Source organism: Sphingobacterium sp. UBA7249, assembly GCF_002472835.1.
Taxonomy (GTDB): Bacteria; Bacteroidota; Bacteroidia; order Sphingobacteriales; family Sphingobacteriaceae; genus Sphingobacterium; species Sphingobacterium prati.
In genome coordinates this window covers 82,525-103,257 of record NZ_DKST01000001.1, presented here as the reverse complement: position 1 = coordinate 103,257, position 20,733 = coordinate 82,525, and the positions used below count along the sequence as shown (strand labels likewise).

17 protein-coding genes are annotated in these 20,733 nt (G+C 41.8%); 8 read left to right on the top strand and 9 right to left on the bottom strand.

The window, feature by feature from the left end; all coding sequences use genetic code 11:
• Window positions 1-38: 38 nt before the first annotated feature.
• Window positions 39-965: a tRNA (adenosine(37)-N6)-dimethylallyltransferase MiaA gene (gene miaA / locus B4A24_RS00430; protein WP_293941183.1), complete on the top strand. Its 927-nt coding sequence runs from the start codon at window positions 39-41 to the stop codon at window positions 963-965.
• A gap of 205 nt (window positions 966-1,170) precedes the next feature.
• On the opposite strand, the gene B4A24_RS00425 is transcribed toward miaA, so the two are convergent.
• The gene (locus tag B4A24_RS00425; protein WP_293941180.1) at window positions 1,171-2,241 is read right to left on the bottom strand and encodes a branched-chain amino acid aminotransferase; all 1,071 of its coding nucleotides are present in this window, start codon (window positions 2,239-2,241) and stop codon (window positions 1,171-1,173) included.
• A 321-nt stretch (window positions 2,242-2,562) separates the two neighbouring features.
• On the opposite strand from B4A24_RS00425, the gene B4A24_RS00420 reads away from it, so the two are divergent.
• Entirely contained in the window at window positions 2,563-2,721 is a 159-nt protein-coding gene (locus tag B4A24_RS00420) for a hypothetical protein (RefSeq protein ID WP_167457296.1), read from the top strand.
• A 67-nt stretch (window positions 2,722-2,788) separates the two neighbouring features.
• Here B4A24_RS00420 and B4A24_RS00415 read toward each other — a convergent pair whose 3' ends face one another.
• The 3 genes from B4A24_RS00415 to recJ all read right to left on the bottom strand — a co-directional run bounded on the left by B4A24_RS00415 (window position 2,789) and on the right by recJ (window position 7,038).
• Window positions 2,789-4,303, bottom strand: a complete 1,515-nt coding sequence (locus B4A24_RS00415; RefSeq protein ID WP_293941174.1) for a GH3 auxin-responsive promoter family protein — start codon at window positions 4,301-4,303, stop codon at window positions 2,789-2,791.
• A gap of 18 nt (window positions 4,304-4,321) precedes the next feature.
• Window positions 4,322-5,056 (bottom strand): LPS export ABC transporter ATP-binding protein, encoded by a 735-nt coding sequence (gene lptB / locus B4A24_RS00410; protein ID WP_172396366.1) that lies wholly within the window; start codon window positions 5,054-5,056, stop codon window positions 4,322-4,324.
• 281 nt (window positions 5,057-5,337) lie between these two features.
• Window positions 5,338-7,038, bottom strand: coding sequence for a single-stranded-DNA-specific exonuclease RecJ (recJ, locus tag B4A24_RS00405; RefSeq protein ID WP_293941169.1), 1,701 nt, complete (start codon window positions 7,036-7,038; stop codon window positions 5,338-5,340).
• Between the two features lie 114 nt (window positions 7,039-7,152).
• Here recJ and B4A24_RS00400 point away from each other — a divergent pair, with 114 nt between their 5' ends.
• Entirely contained in the window at window positions 7,153-7,932 is a 780-nt protein-coding gene (locus B4A24_RS00400; RefSeq protein WP_293941166.1) for an MBL fold metallo-hydrolase, read from the top strand.
• Window positions 7,933-8,007: 75 nt separating this feature from the next.
• Here B4A24_RS00400 and B4A24_RS00395 read toward each other — a convergent pair whose 3' ends face one another.
• Both B4A24_RS00395 and B4A24_RS00390 read right to left on the bottom strand, forming a co-directional pair.
• Window positions 8,008-9,630: a RagB/SusD family nutrient uptake outer membrane protein gene (locus B4A24_RS00395; RefSeq protein WP_293941163.1), complete on the bottom strand. Its 1,623-nt coding sequence runs from the start codon at window positions 9,628-9,630 to the stop codon at window positions 8,008-8,010.
• A gap of 14 nt (window positions 9,631-9,644) precedes the next feature.
• On the bottom strand, window positions 9,645-12,674 hold the full coding sequence (locus B4A24_RS00390) for a SusC/RagA family TonB-linked outer membrane protein (RefSeq protein WP_293941159.1): 3,030 nt from the start codon (window positions 12,672-12,674) through the stop codon (window positions 9,645-9,647).
• Window positions 12,675-13,031: 357 nt separating this feature from the next.
• Here B4A24_RS00390 and B4A24_RS00385 point away from each other — a divergent pair, with 357 nt between their 5' ends.
• Together B4A24_RS00385 and B4A24_RS00380 are read left to right on the top strand one after the other, a co-directional pair.
• Window positions 13,032-13,511 carry a cation:proton antiporter regulatory subunit gene (locus B4A24_RS00385; protein ID WP_077438826.1) on the top strand — a complete coding sequence of 160 codons (480 nt, stop codon included), beginning with the start codon at window positions 13,032-13,034 and terminating at the stop codon, window positions 13,509-13,511.
• Between the two features lie 3 nt (window positions 13,512-13,514).
• Window positions 13,515-14,747, top strand: a complete 1,233-nt coding sequence (locus B4A24_RS00380) for a cation:proton antiporter (protein ID WP_293941153.1) — start codon at window positions 13,515-13,517, stop codon at window positions 14,745-14,747.
• A gap of 78 nt (window positions 14,748-14,825) precedes the next feature.
• Here B4A24_RS00380 and B4A24_RS00375 read toward each other — a convergent pair whose 3' ends face one another.
• A complete protein-coding gene (locus B4A24_RS00375) occupies window positions 14,826-15,140 on the bottom strand; it encodes an iron-sulfur cluster assembly protein (RefSeq protein WP_409456480.1) in 315 nt (104 codons plus the stop codon).
• An 11-nt stretch (window positions 15,141-15,151) separates the two neighbouring features.
• The gene (locus B4A24_RS00370) at window positions 15,152-16,321 is read right to left on the bottom strand and encodes a glycosyltransferase family 4 protein (RefSeq protein WP_293941148.1); all 1,170 of its coding nucleotides are present in this window, start codon (window positions 16,319-16,321) and stop codon (window positions 15,152-15,154) included.
• Between the two features lie 111 nt (window positions 16,322-16,432).
• Here B4A24_RS00370 and B4A24_RS00365 point away from each other — a divergent pair, with 111 nt between their 5' ends.
• The 3 genes from B4A24_RS00365 to B4A24_RS00355 all read left to right on the top strand — a co-directional run bounded on the left by B4A24_RS00365 (window position 16,433) and on the right by B4A24_RS00355 (window position 18,990).
• Window positions 16,433-17,401 (top strand): polyprenyl synthetase family protein, encoded by a 969-nt coding sequence (locus B4A24_RS00365; RefSeq protein ID WP_172396374.1) that lies wholly within the window; start codon window positions 16,433-16,435, stop codon window positions 17,399-17,401.
• A gap of 83 nt (window positions 17,402-17,484) precedes the next feature.
• Window positions 17,485-18,261 carry an amidohydrolase gene (locus B4A24_RS00360; RefSeq protein WP_293941145.1) on the top strand — a complete coding sequence of 259 codons (777 nt, stop codon included), beginning with the start codon at window positions 17,485-17,487 and terminating at the stop codon, window positions 18,259-18,261.
• 285 nt (window positions 18,262-18,546) lie between these two features.
• Window positions 18,547-18,990, top strand: a complete 444-nt coding sequence (locus B4A24_RS00355; protein ID WP_172396376.1) for a MarR family winged helix-turn-helix transcriptional regulator — start codon at window positions 18,547-18,549, stop codon at window positions 18,988-18,990.
• Window positions 18,991-19,134: 144 nt separating this feature from the next.
• On the opposite strand, the gene B4A24_RS00350 is transcribed toward B4A24_RS00355, so the two are convergent.
• On the bottom strand, window positions 19,135-20,691 hold the full coding sequence (locus B4A24_RS00350) for an FMN-binding glutamate synthase family protein (protein WP_172396377.1): 1,557 nt from the start codon (window positions 20,689-20,691) through the stop codon (window positions 19,135-19,137).
• Between the last annotated feature and the right edge of the window lie 42 nt (window positions 20,692-20,733).

Below are 20,733 nucleotides of genomic sequence, written 5' to 3'. Positions count from 1 at the left end.
GCCTTTAGATGCTTATTTGAGCATCCGAAGCAAATATTATGGCAAATAAAAAAACACTGATAGCCATTGTAGGTCCGACTGCTGTTGGAAAAACTGCAATGGCTATTTCATTGGCCCAATACTTTAAGACTGAAATCATTTCTGCCGATTCCCGCCAATTCTATCGGGAGATGAGCATCGGTACGGCAAAGCCGGATGCAGAAGAATTGGCCGCTGCTCCACATCATTTTATAAATTCGCATTCCATTGCCCAAGATTATTCTGCCGGAGATTTTGAACGGGAGGCATTACGCTTGCTAGATAAGCTTTTCGAGCAACATGATGTGGTTGTGATGGTGGGGGGATCCGGACTATTTGTACGTGCACTCTGTGAAGGACTGGATGACCTTCCCAAAGCTGGGGAGGAGGTGCGTGAAAGACTCAACAACGAAATGGCGCAATTGGGTATTGAAAAGATGAAGGAACGGTTAAAAGCAATTGATCCTGCTTATTATCAAGTCGCCGATGTGGACAATCCACAACGTGTCGTGCGCGCCCTGGAAGTATTTGAGGCTACCGGCAACCCGATGTCGTTTTATCATAAAAAAGACGTGGATAAAAGACCATTTAATATCTTGACGATCGGATTGAATATGGAGCGTTCCCAATTGTACGAACGGATCAATCTTCGGGTAGATCGTATGATGGAAACGGGTTTGTTAGAAGAAGTTAATTCATTGCTTCAATTTCGGAGTAAACCGGCTCTGTTGACGGTAGGCTATGCCGAATTGTTCGACTACCTCGATGGTAATATCTCTTTGGAAGATGCTGTGGATAAAATCAAGCAAAATTCGAGGCGCTACGCAAAGAGACAGATAACTTGGTTCAAAAAATACGGTGACACCTCTTGGTTTCAACCTACCGAGACAGCGGCGATTATTGCGTTTATAAACAGTAAGCTACTTGATCATAACGGAATGAGCTAGTGCTATCTCAAGGCAATAAAATCTTTATGCTTTCATCAGTACCAATAGCCATGACAAGCTGCTGAAAATTTTTGCTGATCGATAAACCGGAATAGCGCGTTCATTCATAATACATTAATGAAAAAATGCTTATCCATAAAAAAATACACTTTCATAAAAAAAGGCAGCTAGTTATTCCCAGCTGCCTTTCTTATATTCTTACGATCTACTTTACCAAGTAATTCCATCCGAATGGATCAGCTACTTTGCCGTAGCGCAACTCATTCAAATAATGCAATACTTTGTTGGAGAACTCGCGGCCTTCAACTGGTGGCAAGTTGTAGTCTTGACCTTCAAAACCGATACGGCTAATATGGGTAATCGTTGCAGCTGTTCCTGCAGCGAATGCCTCAGTTACTGTACCTGCTTTGATACCCTCGATAAGCTCTTGTACAGATACCTTTCTCTGTTCGGTTTTAAAGCCCCATTTATCAGCTAATTCCATAATGGTACGACGGGTTACACCGTGCAAGATGGTATCACCATGTGGTGTAATAATTGTATCGCCAATACGGAAAATTAAGTTTGCGGTACCTGCCTCTTCAATGTATTTATGCTCCGCAGCGTCAGTCCACATAATTTGATCATAACCTTCATCGTTAGCCAATTGGGTAGGATAAAGTGACAATGCATAATTACCCGCATTTTTCGAAAATCCAACACCGCCTTCGGCAGCACGTGTATAGTATGTTTCAACTTTTAAGCTAATGGGTTTGCTATAGTAAGCGCCCACTGGCCCCGTGATAATGATAAATTTGTATGATTTGGATGGATGTACGCCCAGAGCAGCTTCTGTACCGAACATAAATGGACGGATATATAACGAAGAACCTTCTTTGGCAGGAACCCAATCACGGTCAATATCCAATAGTTTGCTCAGGCCATCCATGAAGATTCCTTCTGGGACCTCAGGCATCTGAAGACGGGCTGCAGACTTATTAAATCTTTCCCAGTTTCTGTCTGGACGAAAGATGTTCACTGTACCGTCTGCAAATTTATAGGCCTTAACACCTTCAAAGATCGCTTGACCATAATGTAAAGCTGACATTGAAGGGCTGATACTGATATCTCCATAAGGGACGATGCTGACATCTTTCCATTCACCATCATCATAGTCTGCGACCAGCATGTGGTCGGATAATATCTTTCCGAATTTTAGATTGTCGAAATCTACTTGCGAGAGTCTTGAATTTTGAGTTGGCTCTACGCGAATTGAATAGTTCTCTGTCGCGTTCATCTTATTTTTTATATTACTTAGGCTAAGTTATGAAAAATTGAAATATAAACCGCACTTTGTCCTGATAATTTACTATCCAGCGGAATGCCTTTTATTTCGGACAGTCATTCTCCAATTTACTACACTTGTTGTTTTGAAAATGAAGATTTTAGGCTAATATTTTTTAAAAACCGTGTATTATTAATTAATTGTGTTAATTTTTTATTAATTAATACTGCATTTGTATTTATGGCATAAAGTTTGGCAATAAAGAATGCGGCCATTGGTAGGCTTTTGGCTCGCTTTACGCTATAAAATCACTTATCATAAAATAAACTTAGTATGGAATTGACTCACCGTCTTAACAAAAGCAATGAAGTAACATCGGGTGAGACTCGCGAATTGTTACAGCGTGACGTTGAAATTCAAAAGAAAGGTATTTCTGTGAATTTTATCCTTGGTTTTTTTGTTTTTTTGTATAAAACTGCAATTAAACCCTAAACAAAAGAGATTAGCCAAAAATGTATTGGAAAAATTTTGGCTAATCTCCACAAGGAAAGACTTTCGGTCAATCTTGTAAAATCTTCAAAAGCGGATCGAGATACTCTCTATTATTGCTCAACCTTGGAACTTTATTCTGTCCACCTAATTTACCCCTAGACTTCATCCATTTATAAAAAGTGTCTGAAGGCGCATTATGGACAATTGGCGATTGAAGTGCCATATTCTTAAATCGTTTTGCATCGTAATCCGAATTTATTTCCCGCAACTTTGCATCCAATATTTCACAAAAACGTTTAAAATCGTTGGGCTGCTGTTCGAATTCGATCACCCATTCGTGCGCGCCAGCTTCTGCTTCCCTAAAATATACTGGTCCTGCGGTATAATCTTTAATGCGAGCATCTGTCAATTTGCTTGCTTCTGCCAGTGCTTGCTCAGCATTGTCCACGATTACTTCTTCACCAAATGTATTGATGTATTGTTTTGTGCGTCCTGATATCTGAAAGCGATAAGGCGACAGGGAAGTGAATTTGATCGTATCACCTATTTTATAGCGCCATAATCCAGCATTAGTGGATATGATCAACGCATAGTTCTTGCCAATCTCCACCTGGTCCAAGCGTAACGTAGCCGGATTTTCCTCATGTACCCGCTCCATTGGAAGGAATTCGTAATAAATCCCATAATCCAACATCAACAGAAGATCTTCGGAATCTGATTCATCCTGTAAACCAAAATACCCTTCTGAGGCATTGTAGTTTTCTAAATAGTACATTTTGTCGGAGGGGATCAGCTTGTGGAACTGCTCGCGGTAGGGTTTGAAGCTCACGCCCCCATGGCCATAAAATTCCAGGTTTGGCCATACCTCCAATAGGTGATCCTTGCCTGTGATTTCCAATATACGTTTGGCCATCACGATATTCCAGGTTGGTACACCGGCCAGACTGGTTACATTTTCCTTGATGGTGATTTGGGCGATCTGCTCTATTTTCTCTTCAAAATTGGGATTTAAAGTCACCTCCATGTTAGGGGTACGTTTAAATTCTGCCCAAAAAGGGAGATTACGGATTAGGATTGAAGATAGATCTCCATAGTAGGAATCCGGACTGAAATTGTTGATCTGGGATGAACCACCGATAACGACAGATTTTCCAGTAAAAACACGACTTTCGGGCTTATTGTGACAGTAGATGGTCAACATATCCTTTCCACCCTGAAAGTGACATTCTTCCAATGCTTCTTCACTGACCGGTATAAATTTACTACGGTCAGCGGTTGTTCCGGAAGATTTTGCAAACCATTTAATGTCCGAAGGCCAAAGAATATTCTGCTCGCCTTTGATCATCCGATCTACATAGCCTTTGATATCATCGTAATCCTGTATCGGCACACGTTCTTTGAATATTTCGGGCGTGAGTATACTCGTATAATCGTATTTCTTTCCCCATTCCGTTGCCTCAGCAGTAGAAATTAAACTCTGGAACCATTCTTCTTGTACATCGTGGGGATATTTCATGAAAAGCTCAATCTGGTGAATTCTTTTTTTCATGAACCAAGTAAAAATGGAGTTTAATAAGGCCATAGGGATATTCTTTATGCTTTAAAATTTTTTCCTTCTTAATTCAAAATGACGACCGAGATAGAATTTTCGTGCCAGCTCATTATCCGCAATTTCTTCGGGCGTACCGGCAAGCATAATTTTTCCTTCGGTCAAAAGATAGGCTCTATCGGTAATGGAAAGAGTTTCCTGTACATTGTGATCGGTGATTAAGATGCCAATATTACGCGTTTTGAGCTTGGCGACAATAGTCTGTATTTCCTCTACGGCAATGGGGTCAACCCCTGCAAAGGGTTCATCCAGAAGAATAAATGATGGATTTGCAGCCAATGCCCGTGCGATTTCAGTACGCCGGCGTTCACCCCCTGACAATAGATCACCCCTGTTTTTACGCACACGATGAAGGCTAAACTCGCTCAACAGTTCCTCCAGCTTGGCCATACGCTCTTCTTTGTTCGGATAGTGGATCTCTAGGACAGCAAGAATATTATTCTCCACGGACAACTTCCGGAACACAGAAGCTTCCTGTGCCAAATAGCCTATCCCACGTTGCGCACGCTGATACATGGCGTCTTGTGTTATCTCTTGATCATCTAAGAATACCTTCCCATCGTTAGGCTTGATCAAGCCAACAATCATATAAAAAGAAGTGGTCTTACCAGCGCCATTGGGGCCTAATAATCCGACGATCTCTCCTTGTTCAACATGAAAGGAAACATTATTGACAACTGTACGTTGCTTATATTTTTTTATGAGATGTTCTGCCTTTAAAATCATCTTCTTGATTTAGCTTTTTGTTGCATGTATTTTCTATCCTTACTCCGGCGAACTTCAGATCAGCTTAATCTGATCCCGAAATCCTTATAGGATTGTTTTCATGCAAATCTATTGTAAATATATTTAATATCTTCTTAGTATTAAGTATTTAGATAGTAGTATTTAGATCTGAGGAATGTGATTAGTTTTGCAGTCCTAGCCTAGTATCATTTAACGCAAAAATGCTGTAGGCTGTCCACAAGAATTAAATCTATGTACCCATCATCGACTATTGAAAAATGCTAATACCGAATACCCTTGATATTAAGTTGTAAGTTTCTCTTGTTGCGCCATACATTCTCCTCTATACTATAACAGATATCGAAACTCTGGCCCGAATTGATAAGACTGATATGGTCGGCTAGTCCGAAACCGATACAGTCAAAGGATGCGGAGTCTTCCTGCAGCACGGTCATTTTTAAATGGTTTGTACCTACAGGGAAAGCCGGACCCACCGCAGTTACTTTCTTACTCAGAAAAATCGGAGCCTCATTTTGTGGGCCAAATGGTTCAAACTGTTGGAGGATGCGGAAAAACTTTGCATCTATATCCTTCAGCTGAAGTTTGGCATCGATCAAGATTTCTTGCGTCAGCATTTCGGGGCTGATCCGTCGGGCGACAACTTCTTCAAAGCGATCTTGAAACAGGCTGACGTTGTCAAGAGACATCGTTAAACCAGCAGCGTATTTGTGACCACCAAATTGCTCGAGTAGGTCAGCACATTCGCTTAGGGCCTCATATAAATCGAATCCGACTACTGATCGGCATGAACCGGCAATATGGCCATTGGTCTCGGTCAATATAATTGTTGGGCGGTAATATTTCTCCGTCAATCGCGAAGCAACAATACCGATGACGCCTTTATGCCAGTCCGCTTTGTATAATACAGTTGATTTACGGCTTTTGAGTACGACATTTTCCTCAATGAGCGCCAGGGCTTCCTCGGTTATTTTTAGGTCGAAATCCTTACGGACGTTATTTTGATCATCAATACTCGAACTAAAATCTTTGGCTTCCTGTAAGGATTTTGAAATCAACAACTTAACTGCGTCCTTTGCATGATCTATCCTACCGGCAGCATTAATGCGCGGGCCGATCTGAAATACAATATCATTGACAGTAAAAGTTTTTGTTCTATTGTTGGAAAGGTCAATCAACGCCTTAAGTCCGACACAGGGGTTGGTGTTGAGTTTGATCAATCCAAAATGGGTCAAGATTCTATTCTCACCGGTGATCGGGACGATATCGGATGCGATACTTACCGCAACGAGATCCAAAAATTGGTAACAGGCATTGATATCCATACCATTGGTCAGGATAAATGCTTGAATGATCTTGAAACCGATACCACAACCTGAAAGCTCTTTGTAGGGATATGCGCAATCTGCACGTTTCGGATCTAGTACAGCGAATGCCTTCGGAAGTTCTTCGCCCGGCAGGTGGTGGTCACCGATGATAAAGTCTATCCCCTTGCTGTTGGCATAGTCAATTTTATCAATGGCCTTTATGCCGCAATCCAATGCAATAATTAAGGTAAAGCCGTTGGCAGCGGCATAATCTATACCTTGCGTCGATATCCCATAACCCTCAGCATATCGGTCCGGAATGTAAAACTCAAGTTGACTGTGAAATTCTCTAAAGAAACTGTAGACTACGGCCACCGCTGTGGTACCATCGACATCGTAATCACCATAGATTAGAATTTTTTCTTTATTGCCAATGGCTTGGATGATTCGGGATATGGCTTTTTCCATATCTTGCATCAAAAATGGATCGTGCAAATCAGACAATTGTGGTCTAAAAAACTGCTTTGCTTCGTCAAAACTCCCAATTCCCCTGCTGACGAGCAACTCTGTTAACACAGCGTTGATATTTAGTTCCTCGCGCAGTTTGTTGGTTATTTTGACATCAGTTTTAGATTTTAGTACCCACCTTTTTTGCATATCTTTGCACAATATTTTAAGTGTAAATATACGTTTTAAGGCTGGACTTACCTAATTCCTAAACCTGGTATTGACCCTCGGTTGCTTAACGTGCATATTCCCAATGTTTTAAATATGGTACAGGCTTATTCTTTATATGAAGGTTCTTTTTCCGTCGATAAGAGCAGAAAATTCGTTCCCTTTGATCCAGCTTTGGATGACCCAAAAGACCGTCCGGGATCGATGTTTATCCATGTTCATCCTTTTTTGATTAAAACAGAATCGGGTATTGTGATCTGTGATACCGGCCTAGGGCATACAGATGAACACGGTGTGTTGAAATTGTACAATAATATCCGAAAATTGGGTTATGAACCAGATGATGTGAAATATGTACTGATGTCGCATTTACATAAGGATCATGCTGGTGGAATGGTGAGTATGGAAAGTGGCTCGCCTCGCATTGCTTTTCCGGAGGCGGAATACATTGTGCAAAGGGGGGAATGGGAGGATGCCTATTCAGGTATCTCCAGTTCGTACCGTACAGAGATTTTTGATGTTGTCCAACGGAGTGGAAATATCGTGCTGGTAGAGGGTGAGGGGCGGATAAATAATGAAATTAGCTATGCTCATAGTGGTGGGCATACCGCAAATCATCAGGTATTTCACATCCAAACAGGGGGAGAGCATTATTTTTTCGGAGGTGATGTATTACCTGAACCAGAAGAAATTTTTCATAATTACGTGGCTAAATACGATTTTGATGGCCGCCGTTCAAAAGAACTTCGACAGGCTTATTGGGCAGAGGGCGCACCCCAGGGATGGGTCTTCCTGTTCTATCATTCCAAAACCATAACGGTGGGGTGTAGTCAGCTGCGTCCGGATGGAAGTTATAAACTGGTTGAAGCGAGGTAGAATAGAAAAACAAATGATATGTCAATCAAAAGCCTCGTAGAATTCCAATTCCACGAGGCTTTTTTGACGTCAGGTTTAATATCCAGCATTCTGCGGGAAAGCAGCCTCAGTATTGCTGTCGATGACTTCCTGTGGAATAGGCCAAAGAATAAATTCCTTCTTGACAACATCCTTTGACTGGGGATTAAGCGCCTGCACACGGCGTAGGAAAACATCGGCACCAAAGCGTGCTAATGTCATCCTGCGCATTTCTTCGCCCATAAGCTCTCTCGCACGTTCATCCAATATAAAATCTACGTTGATTGCCGAAGCATTGACCGGAGAGGCTTTGGCCCGGGCACGTACCGCATTGATGGCATCCTTCGCCAGCTCAGGTTTATTGGCGCGCATATATGCTTCCGCCAATAAAAGATAGGTCTCGGCCAACCGTATTTTGACACGATCTTTCATATTGCCTTCAAATGCAGGGTTTGCCGCTGTTTTTCCATAAAAAAACTTGGTGATTGTAGGAAATACATTCCCAGAAGCGATGATTGCATCGGTCAATACAACCTTCTTACCATAGAGTTCCGGAACAGAAGGATCATTATAATACCAATCCCGTTTGATATTGTAAGGGGAATTTCTGACGTCTTCTTTTTCATAGCTATCCAGCCACCACTGGTACGGACGCACGTGACCGAGGCCCCTTCCTCCGAGTGAGTCGGCAAGGACAAAGCCTTTTTGTTGGGAATAAAAAGGAACCCAGGCGCGTTTGCTCCAATCCGTATAATTGTCACCACCTCCCTGCGTATTGTATTCCAATTGAATGGCCCAGATAGTCTCTTGATTGCCTGACGAACGATTCTGATTGTTCTCGATAAACATGTCGTGGAAATAGTCGCCAGGTTTGTCTTTCTCGGCCCCAAATCGTTGATCGTTTAACTTAAAGTAACCACTTTGAGTGACTTTTTGAGCTGCTTCTGCAGCCAAATCTGGCTGACCTGCTTCAAGATAGGCTTCTGCAAGGTAATGAAGGGCCGCCCATTTGGTCAATTTGCCTTCCTGAATTGGGCCTGGGTCCGCAGGCAAGTTGTCACCAGCGTATTTAAGGTCCTCGATAATATGCGCCAGTACCTCAGCTTTAGGTGTACGGGTAAAGTCACGACGTGGGGTTGGCGATACCTTGTCCACCCACGGTACATCCCCGTAGAGGTTGATCAAGTAACGGTAGCTATAGGCGCGGAAGAAACGGGCTGTAGCTTCCACACGCTTTGGATCATTCTCTTTATCGGTCCATTGGATCGTATTTTTAGTTAATGCTTCCAGGATAATATTCGTATTTCCAATAAAACCATAAGCATACTTCCAGTAATTACGTACATAAGACGAAGCTGGGTTGAGGCTATAGTTGCTAAAAGGCGCTAAAGTTGCATCAGTTCCTGTGGTTTTGATTGCGACAATGTCTGTACCAACTTGTAAAGCTTCCTGCGGTGTTGCTCCCTGTGAAAATATACTGCCGTTCCAGGTCAGAAATTCCATCCGAGCGTACGCGTATAGACCGTTCAGGCCCGTTTCAAAACCTTTGGTATTAATGTAGGTATTGTCAGGCGATTGAAAGCCGCTGGTATCTTCATTTAGAAAATTTTTGCTACAGCCAGTAAAGAATAGGCTAAGACCAGCTAAAAGTGTATATAAAGTTGTATTTCTTTTTTTCATGATATTTAACTGTTTTAGAATTGAACATTTAGCCCTAATGAGAATGTTCTTGCTACCGGATAAGGGTAGGCAATATTTGTTGATGTGGGGTTTCCTGTCGTCGAACTGACACTTAATGCTTCTACATTGTACCCCTTTATTTTGGAGAACGTATAGATATTGCGTGCATTGATAAATGCCCTGACGGATGAAAGATTCAATCGTTCTAGAAAATCGCCTTCAAAGGTATAGCCCAAGCTGAGGTCGCGAATCCGCCAATACGCTGAATTGATGTAATACGTATGGTTATTGACGGGTGTGTAACCCGGTGACGGTATATCTGTGTTTGGGTTCTCCGGTGTCCAGTAAGGCATATCAGCTAGATAATTTGCGCCATTATTGGGTAGGAAACGCTCGATATTTTTAAAATCATCCACTTTTGTGCCGCCAAAAGCACCGTTCATAAAAATAGAAAGGGAGAAATTTTTGTAGGTAAAATCATTCCCAATACCGAGGGTATAAGGTGAAATTTTATTCCCCATGACGGTACGGTCGCTGGCATCGATTTTACCATCGTTATTTAAATCAGCTAATTTAGCATCGCCTGGTTTTGCTTTTGGTTGATAAGAGTTGGCGATATCCTCACCTTCTTGCCATACCCCGATCACTTTGTAATCATAAAATATACGGATGGGTTTGCCAATAAGCCAAGCGTTGGTCAAATCGTCCTTTCCATCGGAACGTAATTTGGTAATTTTATTGTTGTTGTATGCAAAATTGACCGTGCTGTTCCATTGAAAATTGTCATTTTTAATGTTCAATGCGTTTAGAGTTACCTCATACCCTTTATTGGAGGTTTCACCAATATTGTTCAAAATTGTGTTATAACCATTCATGACAGGGACTTGCTCGCTCAGCAAAAGATCTGTTGTTTTCGAAGTATAGTAATCAAACGTTCCCGAGAGACGATTTTTAAGAATGCCAAAATCCAAACCTGCGTTTAAGGAGGATGTCGTTTCCCAGGTCAGGTTGCTTCCTCGTCCATTGAAATTCATCACTAGTCCTTTTACGGGATCTAGGCCATAGATATAATCCACATTGGTCAATCGATCATAGGTTTGATATGGAGATACGGCTTGGTTCCCGTTTTTACCATAAGAAACACGTAGTTTTAACTGATCAAAGTAATCCTGGACGTTCCCTTCTTTGGAAATTACCCATGCTCCGGCAACTGAAGGAAAGAAGGCGTACCTGTTATCAACAGAAAAAGCGCTATAACCGTCCGAACGACCGGTTAATGTCAATAGATAACGATCTTTGAAGGAGTAGTTGATCCGTCCCATATAAGAGATCATCGCTGTATTCTCAAGCTTGGATTCCAATTTCAGATTTTTGGAAGCTGAAGCCATATTGTTGTACCCGGCATCGGAAACGAAATCATCGCCGGTCATTTTAGACGTTTTGAGGTTGGTCTTTTGTGAAGAATAGAGTCCGACTACATTAATTTTATGATTGCCAAAAGTCCGGTCATAAGTCAGTAAATTCTCCCAGGTCCAATCCCAAAAATGTTCATTATAAATCTCTCCCCGTCCATTTACACCGCGTCCTGTCAAAGTATTTGATCCATAATAGGAGTTTTCATTGATATTTCTGTAGTTCGTGCCGAATGTTGACTTGAAGCTTAACCCTTCAATTGGAAGCTTGACATCTAACCAGGAGTTTGCATAAACAGTCCGTCGTGTATTGTCCCATTGACCATTTTCATCGGCGAAAGGGTGGCCCCATAATGTTTGGGCATACATCGGATACGTCTCCGCTACACCGTTTTCATCCCGATTTTTGCTATAGGGGGATAGTTTTACCACGCTTTCCAGGTTGGGTTGTACACCATCACGATTGCCTTGTGATGCTTGCATGGTCATTCCCAATTTTAACCATGAATTTAGGCTTTGATTGAGATTTAAGTTGACATTGTAGCGTTCGTACGGTGTGTTTTTGACCACGCCATCTTGATTGAGATAGCTTACTGATGCGTAGTAATCAGATTTGTCAGTTCCGCCCGAAAAACTGAGCTGATGTTCGTGAATGGGAGCCGCATTGTTAAAGGCTTCATTTTGCCAATTGACTTCTTCGCCTTTTTTATACTGTTCCAGTACATTCGCAAAAAGGTAGTTTTCGGGATTAAGCGCATCACCAGTTTTACCTTTAGCGGCTTGATAGTCGCGCATAAATTGAATGTATTGTGGGCCATTCATCAATTTCAGACGACGTTCTACGCTCTGTAGCCCAAAATAACCATTGTAATTGATGCGCGCTTTTCCAGCGGCACCTTTTTTGGAGGTGATCAAAATGACCCCGTTTGCCGCACGTGATCCATAAATGGCCGTGGAAGAGGCGTCTTTTAAGACAGAAATACTCGCAATGGTATTGGAGGAAATATCACCCAATGAGCCGCTGAAAGGGATTCCATCTAAGATGATCAAAGGATTATTGGAAGCAGATATGGAGTTTTCGCCACGTATATTGATCGCTGCGGTTTCTCCTGGTTTAGCATTTCCAGAATTGATTGCTAGACCAGAAATCTTGCCCTGTAGTTTGTCCACGATGTTTGGCGAATTGATTCGCTCCAGGGATTTGGCTTCCACTGTAGCGACACTTCCTGTCAGGTCACTTTTTTTCTGTTTACCGTAACCAACAACGACAACCTCGTCCAACATGTCCTCGGATTTTGTCAGTGTAACTTGAGTTGTTTGGGATACTGGTAACTCCCGTGCAATAAATCCGATTGAATTAAAGACTAATGTGGCATTTTTTGATGTGACTGTCAGCGTAAATACTCCATCTTGACCAGTGGTGGTTGCTACTGTTGTTCCTTTTTGCTGTACGGTAACCCCGCTGACAGGCTTCCCGGTTTCATCCACCACCTTTCCAGAAACGGATTGTTGTTGGACGACTTGGACAATGGCTGTCTTCGCATTATTAGGGAGCGCTGCAACATAACAAGGTGCTGCTACTGAAAGAATTGTTAAGGGCGTCAGTAGAATGAAATGACTCTTTTTGACCATAGTGTGTAATTTAGATTCGCTAGTTTTAATGGCGACAAGTATAAAGAAATTAGGTGGAGTCATTTCTTTGCTGAGCTGAACAAACGATTGCACGAACTACGAAAACGTTATAGAAATTCAACTTTGTAATAACGCTTTCACCCAGAAATGGGGGACGCTGACTGATGTTTTTAAATGAATTAAGCTGCCTAAAACTCGTTTTTCTGATCTTTTTTTAGTATTTTGGGATAATCTGCTTGTTCATGTCCCCTGCCGTCGCGCGGTGAGGATTCGTTTAAGATTGAATTTTTGGTTAAATTTGTTTTTGGTAAAACGGCACTTTGCTGTTATTATGGGTATTTATTTAAATAGAAGATTATGTCTATTGTAAGAGAGTCCGATCTGATTGGAATTGGAAAGAAATTTCAAATCGAAACCGATGCGGGAGACAATATGGTTGTTGTGATCCACGATGATGGTCGGCGGGAACTGTATCGTTATGATGATGAGGAGCATGAATCACGCTGTGTAATGACACTTAATGATGATGAGTCCCGTCAGATAGCCGGTATTATAGGCGGCTTGTCCTATAAACCGAAGGCATTGGAAACAATTGAAGTAGCTTTGGACGACTTGCGTATCGAATGGTACAAGCTTGAGGGCAAATGGGAAGGGGCAGGAAAAACGATCGGTGAATTGGAGGTACGGCAACGTACAGGAGCTTCCATTATTGCTGGGATTAGGGATGATGAAACGGTGATCAACCCCGGACCATCTTACCTGATTACTCCGGGTACGACCCTCGTCATTGCCGGAAAGAAAAACAACATCAAACTTTTAAAGGAAATTTTACTGTAATCTATGCTATCACATACCTTAATATTGGAAATTGGAATCGCTGTCGGACTTGTAGCCATTGTTGGACTGATTGCCAACAAGCTTAAGTTTTCCGTTATTCCTTTTTTCATTATTATAGGCATGGTTTTGGGACAGCATGCACCTCAGATTGGGATGGTGGACCTGACATTTACCGAAAGCAAACCCTTTATAGATTTTATGGGCAGGCTAGGGGTGTTGTTTCTCTTATTCTATCTGGGACTGGAATTTTCAGTCAATAGACTGATTAAATCAGGTAAAGCCATCGTAACAGGAGGGACCATCTACGTACTGCTCAATTTTACGTCTGGACTGTTGATTGGTTGGCTGATGGATATGCCCTTCAAGGAGATGATGGTGCTTTGTGGTATCATGACGAGCTCTTCAACAGCTATTGTAGCTAAGGTGCTTACGGACCTGAAACGGACGGCAAATCCAGAGACCGAAGTGATTATGGGAATGATCATGTTTGACGACCTGTTTATCGCCATGCACATTTCCTTTCTTTCAGGATTGATATTAACGGGTAGTAGTTCGTTTTGGACGGTAGCAGGGACGTCCTTGTTGGCATTGGGCTTTATCTTGGCCTTTTTGGTGCTGGGCCGCAAATTGGTGCCGGCAATAGATCGTTTATTAAAAGAAAAAACTTCTGAACTATTTATATTGGTCATTTTTGCGCTGCTTTTTATCGTTGCCGGATTTTCGGAGACCATCCATGTTGCTGAGGCTATTGGTGCATTGATGGCGGGATTGGTACTCGCAGATTCGCAATACATTAAGAAAATTGAGGCAATGGTGCTGCCTTATAAAGATTTCTTCGGGGCGATGTTCTTCTTTAGCTTCGGACTATCGATTGATATCATGTCGCTGGGGGGAGCCGTATTGTGGGCTTCCATAGCAGCTGTGGTGACCGTCATGGGTAATCTTGCTTCAGGTTATTTTGCAGCCAAATTCTCGGGAATGAAGCCTAAAACTTCCTTTGACATCGGCTTCACCCTGTCTGCCCGCGGAGAGTTTTCGATTATCATGGCCAATATCGGCAAAGCAGGCGCTTTACTCCCTGTGATTCAATCTTTCGTCGTGGTGTATGTATTGATCCTTTCCATCGTGTCGCCACTTTTGACGAAAGAATCGCGTAATCTATGGAAGCTGCTCTTTGGAAGCGATGCCAATACCGCCAAGCCGCTCAAGAAACTAAGTGATCTGGAAAATAATTAATGGCCGATAAAGCTATTAATGCAGCTTCTCCAATAGATTTCGTAGCGAAAATACATCCTAATAAAATTGCCTCCTGAGTTACAAGAAACCCAATTCGAGTTTTGCTTCTTCGGACATCATATCTTTGGTCCAGGGTGGATCAAAAGTCAGTTCGACCAAAGCTTCTTTGACCCCTTCAATAGCAGCGACTTTCTCCTGCACTTCATTCATGATTTCGCCTGCAACCGGACAGCCGGGGGCAGTGAGTGTCATGACGATTTTTGCAATGCCATCTTCCTTGGTAATAATTTCATAGACAAGTCCCAGATCCACGATATTTGCTGGCTTTAGTTCAGGATCATAGATCGTTTCCAATGTCGCTTGGATTTGAGGTGCCAAACCCAGCTTATCCATTACAATAATGCTCATTTGTTCAATTTTTTATCTTCAATAGCGTCATTATAGATCGCTAATAATTTGCCTTCATTTAATTCAGGAGTAAAATTACTAAAATAATAGGCTACACAGGTCTTTCTTATCTCATCTTTTTCTTCCCTTGTCATGGCATTCCATTGGGTTAGGCAGGCAACGATCTCGTTTTTGTTGTGCGGATCAAATGTCTGCCCGGTTTTATTGGGGATAATCATTTCAGGCAAAGGCCCTAAGTTGGAGCAAAGTACTGCCGTTCCGGCGGAGTAAGCCTCAAGAATTGTAATGGGCATTCCTTCGAAACAAATGGAGGGAACGATGAGTGCCTGTGCCGAAGCAACCAATGGTAAAATCTCGCTCCGGGGTTTAAAGCCGAGGTAGCTGATATTGGAATGCCCGCTTATGCTTTTCACGACCTCCTCTTCCAGTGGTCCACCACCGATAATGCGGAGTTCCAACCCCGTTCCTTTTACGGACTCAATCAGCTGTAATATTCCCTTTTCGTCCGATAGCCTGCCTACATAGATAAAATAAGGACATAAAACTTCCGGCGCTAAAGTTGTAGGAAAAACAAAATTAGGTTTTACTGCAAACTTTTCGGCTGGTATCCTCAATGCTGAACTGACAAATATAGACTTTGCAAAACTGCTTAAATTAATGTAACGGTTGACTTTTTGCCAGGTGCCTATTTTGCGGTGAAACCAGTAGTTAAATGCGAGGAGAAATGTTTTAAGGAGCGAATCATTAAATGCTTTTTCTTTAACGGCCGTCCAGGGGAATTCTTCTTTTAGCGAATCCAGAAATAAATGATTGTGATGGTATAGCGTTGCCGATGGACAGAGTAGCCTAAAATTGTGCAGTGTCATTACTTGGGGAATACCCTGTTTGGCGATGGTACGTATCAGGATCGGACCAGCAGCATAATGTGTATTGTGTAGATGAATGACATCCGGTTTGAATTCACGAATGTTTTTTTTTAAGCTATTTGCGGCGAAAATATTCCAGATTGAACTTAGTGTCTGTAAGGCTCCCCGCCAGCCTTTTTTATTCTGAAAGGTCAGCGTGCGGACCTGATGATCTTGGGACAAGAGGGAATATTCCTGTTGAAATACAGTATCCTCCCCTCCGGGATTTTGGTAAAATGTATGGATAATCAGTATGCGCATAATAAAAGACTTACACAAATGTACAATTTTGCGTTGATATGCTTTAACGGTACAAAATTGCCATTTCTATATGATTATTGCTATATTCGCATGATTCGATCGTAAAGATATATGCAACACTTACAACAGCTCGTGATAGAGGCGATAGAGACAAGTCAATTTCCCGAAACTCCCACACATTTATATGATCCCATACGGTATATATTGACTTTGGGCGGCAAGAGGGTTAGACCAGTGCTAACATTGATGGCGGCCGAGTTATTTGGCATGCAGGAAATGGAAGAAATTATTCCAGCTGCAAAAGCAGTAGAATTTTTTCATAACTTTTCCCTGATACATGACGATCTGATGGATAAAGCACCTTTACGGAGGGGCAAGACCACCGTCCATGAAAAATGGGATGCCAATATCGCTATTCTTTCTGGCGATGGTTTGTTGGTCAAGGCCTATGAGGAAATTTCCAAATGTAATCCCGTCTATCTGCCGGCAACCTTGCGGATTTTGAGCAAAGTAGCCATGGAGGTCTGCGAAGGTCAACAATTGGATATGGATTATGAAAGCCGTGCATCCTTGCGTATGTCGGAATACCTGGAGATGATCCGCTTGAAGACATCCGTACTTTTGGGGGGTGCACTGCAATTGGGCGCTATTCTTTCGGGAGCGAACGAACAACAGCAAAAATTGATCTATGATTTTGGGGAAAATGTCGGCTTGGCTTTTCAATTGCAGGATGACATACTGGATGCCTATGGAGATCCGGATACTTTTGGTAAGATCGTTGGTGGTGATATTATAATCAATAAGAAAACCTTTCTACTCGTTAAACTGATGGAGGTTATTGAGGAGGAGGATCTTCCCCTCATGCAGCATTTATTAAATTCGACTGTTGATGTGGTCCCAACAAAAGTTGAAGACATGCTTAGATTATATGATAAGTATCAGGTCAGGAAATCGGCCGATGAATTAAAGGATAGCTATACACAACGTGCATTTAAAAAAATGGAAGCGCTGGATGTACCAAACGAACGTAAGGCAGCGTTAATACTGTTAGCAAATCACCTTTTGGTGAGACAGCAATAGAGAGAAAATTCTATTAAAATTCGTATTTTGCCAATAAATGGCTATTTTGTACTAAATAATTAAATAAATTTTAGATAACGTTCATGGATCCTTTAAAAATCACGGTATTTCAAGCATATTTATTCTGGGAAAATATTGAAAAAAATCTGAATAATCTGGCTTTGCGGCTTTCAGCATTGCGCGAGAAGACCGATCTGATTATCTTGCCGGAGATGTTTAATACAGGATTCACAAACAACGTTGAAAAATGTGCCGAGCCAGCAAATGGCCCTACCACAAAATGGTTATTTGAAATGGCAAGTTCACTGAATTGTGTTGTTGCTGGTTCATTGATCATCGAAGAAGGTGGGAAATACTATAATCGTTTTGTATGGATGTTTCCTGATGGCAAATATGTGAAATACGATAAGCGCCACCTTTTTGGTATGTCAAAAGAAAGCGAGTATTTCGAACCAGGCAACGAACGTATTTTAGTGGATATCAAGGGCTGGAAAATATGTCCTATGATCTGTTATGACCTGCGGTTCCCAGTTTGGTCCAAGAACCAGAATGCTGCCTATGATATCCTAGTTTATACAGCAAGCTGGCCAGACAAACGTTCGGCACATTGGCGGGCACTGATCCCCGCGCGTGCGATTGAAAATCAAGCTTACGTGGTTGGCGTAAACCGTGTGGGGCATGATGGTAATGATATCTATTACTCGGGTGGATCAATGTGCATATCACCTTTAGGTGATGTTGTTTACTATAAGCCAGAGGACGAAGATTTATATACCTTTACGTTAAATCCCAATGATTTGCTGGAGGCACGTGAAAAATTTCCGTTTTTAAAAGATTCAGATTCTTTTAGCATCGGATAACTCTTTTTGCAGCCTGGTCATCCTGCTTTTTATTAGGTATAAAGACAAGCAATTTATTTTGTTTGTGTCCTTTTTTATTCCTAAATTCAGTCTACTATAAATCGTTTATGATGATTTATTAACATCTATTTATTGTATGTTGATAAAATTTGTTTGATACAATTGTTGAAAAGCGTACTTTAGGCTAAGTATTAGCCAAAATAAGTTTAGTTTTTTTTTATTTTGATTTGAACATACTATTTATTAGCGACACAAGTTGCGTAAACAACCATAACCATTATTTATATGTTAGACCAAGATTTAGTATCGCAAGAGTATTTTTATAATTTTCTGACAGGGAAATATTCGATTGCGGTTATGCGGAGGTTGCAGCGCAATCTCAAGGAAGCGGGTTTAAGCATTACTTCGGAGCAATGGAGTATCATGTATAACCTGTGGGTAGAAGAGGGACTGACCCAACAGGAACTGGCGATTCGTACATTCCGGGACAAACCGAGTGTAACGCGCCTGATCAATAATCTAGAAAGACTCAACTTGGTTATCCGGGTCAACGACAAAAACGATAGACGGTCGAATTTGATCTATTTGACCAAAATTGGGCGAAAGATGAAAGAGGAAGGCATGAAGCAAGCCAATAATACGATCGAACAGGCGTTAGGGGGGTTGACCGATGATCAAATTGCGCTGTCGCATACCACCTTGCATCGCGTGCTGTTCAATTTAAAATAGCAACACGATGTCATTGGGGGATCACACGTATTCTTATTAAGAAATTATCTGAGCCGAAAGGCCAATAGGGGAAAAGAAAAAACAGAAAGCCCTCAGCGTTAGCAACGACTGAGGGCTTCTTGTATAGAGCAGCTATTTGGAAGATTAATCTTCGAAAAGCTTGCTTTCGAAATCGGTGTGACTATTGACGAGTTTTCCTTCCGTACCAAAATAGATTTCTTGAAAACTTAACGTCCGTATTGCATCAACTTTGCGGTAGAATTTATCTGCCGATACATCGGATAAGGTTTTGAATCCGCAGGCTTCCATGATCTCCACAGTGGCGCGTAATGTATTGCGGTGGAATTGGGCCACACGTACGTACTTGTCATTTACATCTAATCCTTTGTATAAATGTGGTTGTTGCGTTGCAACACCAACAGGGCAAACGTCTTCATTACATTTTAAGGCCTGAATACAACCCAATGCAAACATCATTCCCCGTGCACTATAGCACGCATCGGCACCCAATGCAATCACTTTCAGTATATCGAAACCAGTTACGATACGGCTGGAGACAATCACCTTGATGTGTTTTTTCAAGCCAAATGAGATCAGGGTTTTGGTGACAAATGCCAAAGCATCATAAAGAGGCATCCCTAAATTGTCTGTAAATTCTAATGGCGCAGCACCTGTTCCACCTTCAGATCCATCGACCGAGATAAAATCTGGGAAGATCTGTGTATTTTGCATGGCATGACAGATGTCCATAAACTCATTTTTATCACCGATACATATTTTAAATCCGATTGGCTTTCCACCTGAAAGGTCACGCATTTGCTGTATGAAATGCATCATTTCCGTTGGTGAAGAGAATGCACTGTGCGCAGGTGGCGACATGACGTCTGTTCCTGGGATGACGTGACGTATTGCCGCAACTTCAGGCGTATTTTTGGCTGCTGGTAAGATACCACCATGACCGGGTTTCGCTCCCTGGGAGAGTTTCAGTTCGATCATTTTCACATTTTCACGATTGGATTTCTCGCGAAAAAGCTCTGCATCGAATTTACCTTCTGCATTACGGCAGCCAAAATAACCGGTACCTACCTGCCAGATCAAATCGCCACCATTGTTATGGTAATCACTGATCCCACCCTCGCCCGTGTTGTGCGCAAAATTTTGTAGGGCGGCACCTTTGTTTAGTGCAGTGATAGCCGTTTTACTCAAGGCACCATAACTCATTGCTGAGATATTAAATACACTTAAGCTATACGGTTTTTTACAGGCTTCATTACCAACTTTTGTACGTAAGTCATGATTCTCAATATGACAGGGAAATACGGAATGCGCAGCCCATTCATTACCAACTGCCTGTGGATCGGTTTGCATACCAAATGCAACGGTCTCCCGTTGATTTTTTGCCCGTTGATAAACGATGGAACGCTGTCTCCTATTGAAGGGGCGGCCGTCCATATCAGATTCCCAAAAGTATTGCCTCAATTCAGGACGGATGGATTCAAAGATATAACGGAAGTATCCAACCAAGGGATAGTTTCGTAAAATCGCATGTTTAGTTTGGAAACTATGGTATAGGGCAATCAATAATAATGGGAATGGAATGATTAATAACCAAAACCAGCTTGATGTAAATATAAAGCCAAATGATACTATGATTAAATTAATCACGATCATTGTTGAAATAATGAGTTTTCTAACTTCCATAGAAAATACGATTGTTTAGTTTTAATTCGCTATTTTAATGTT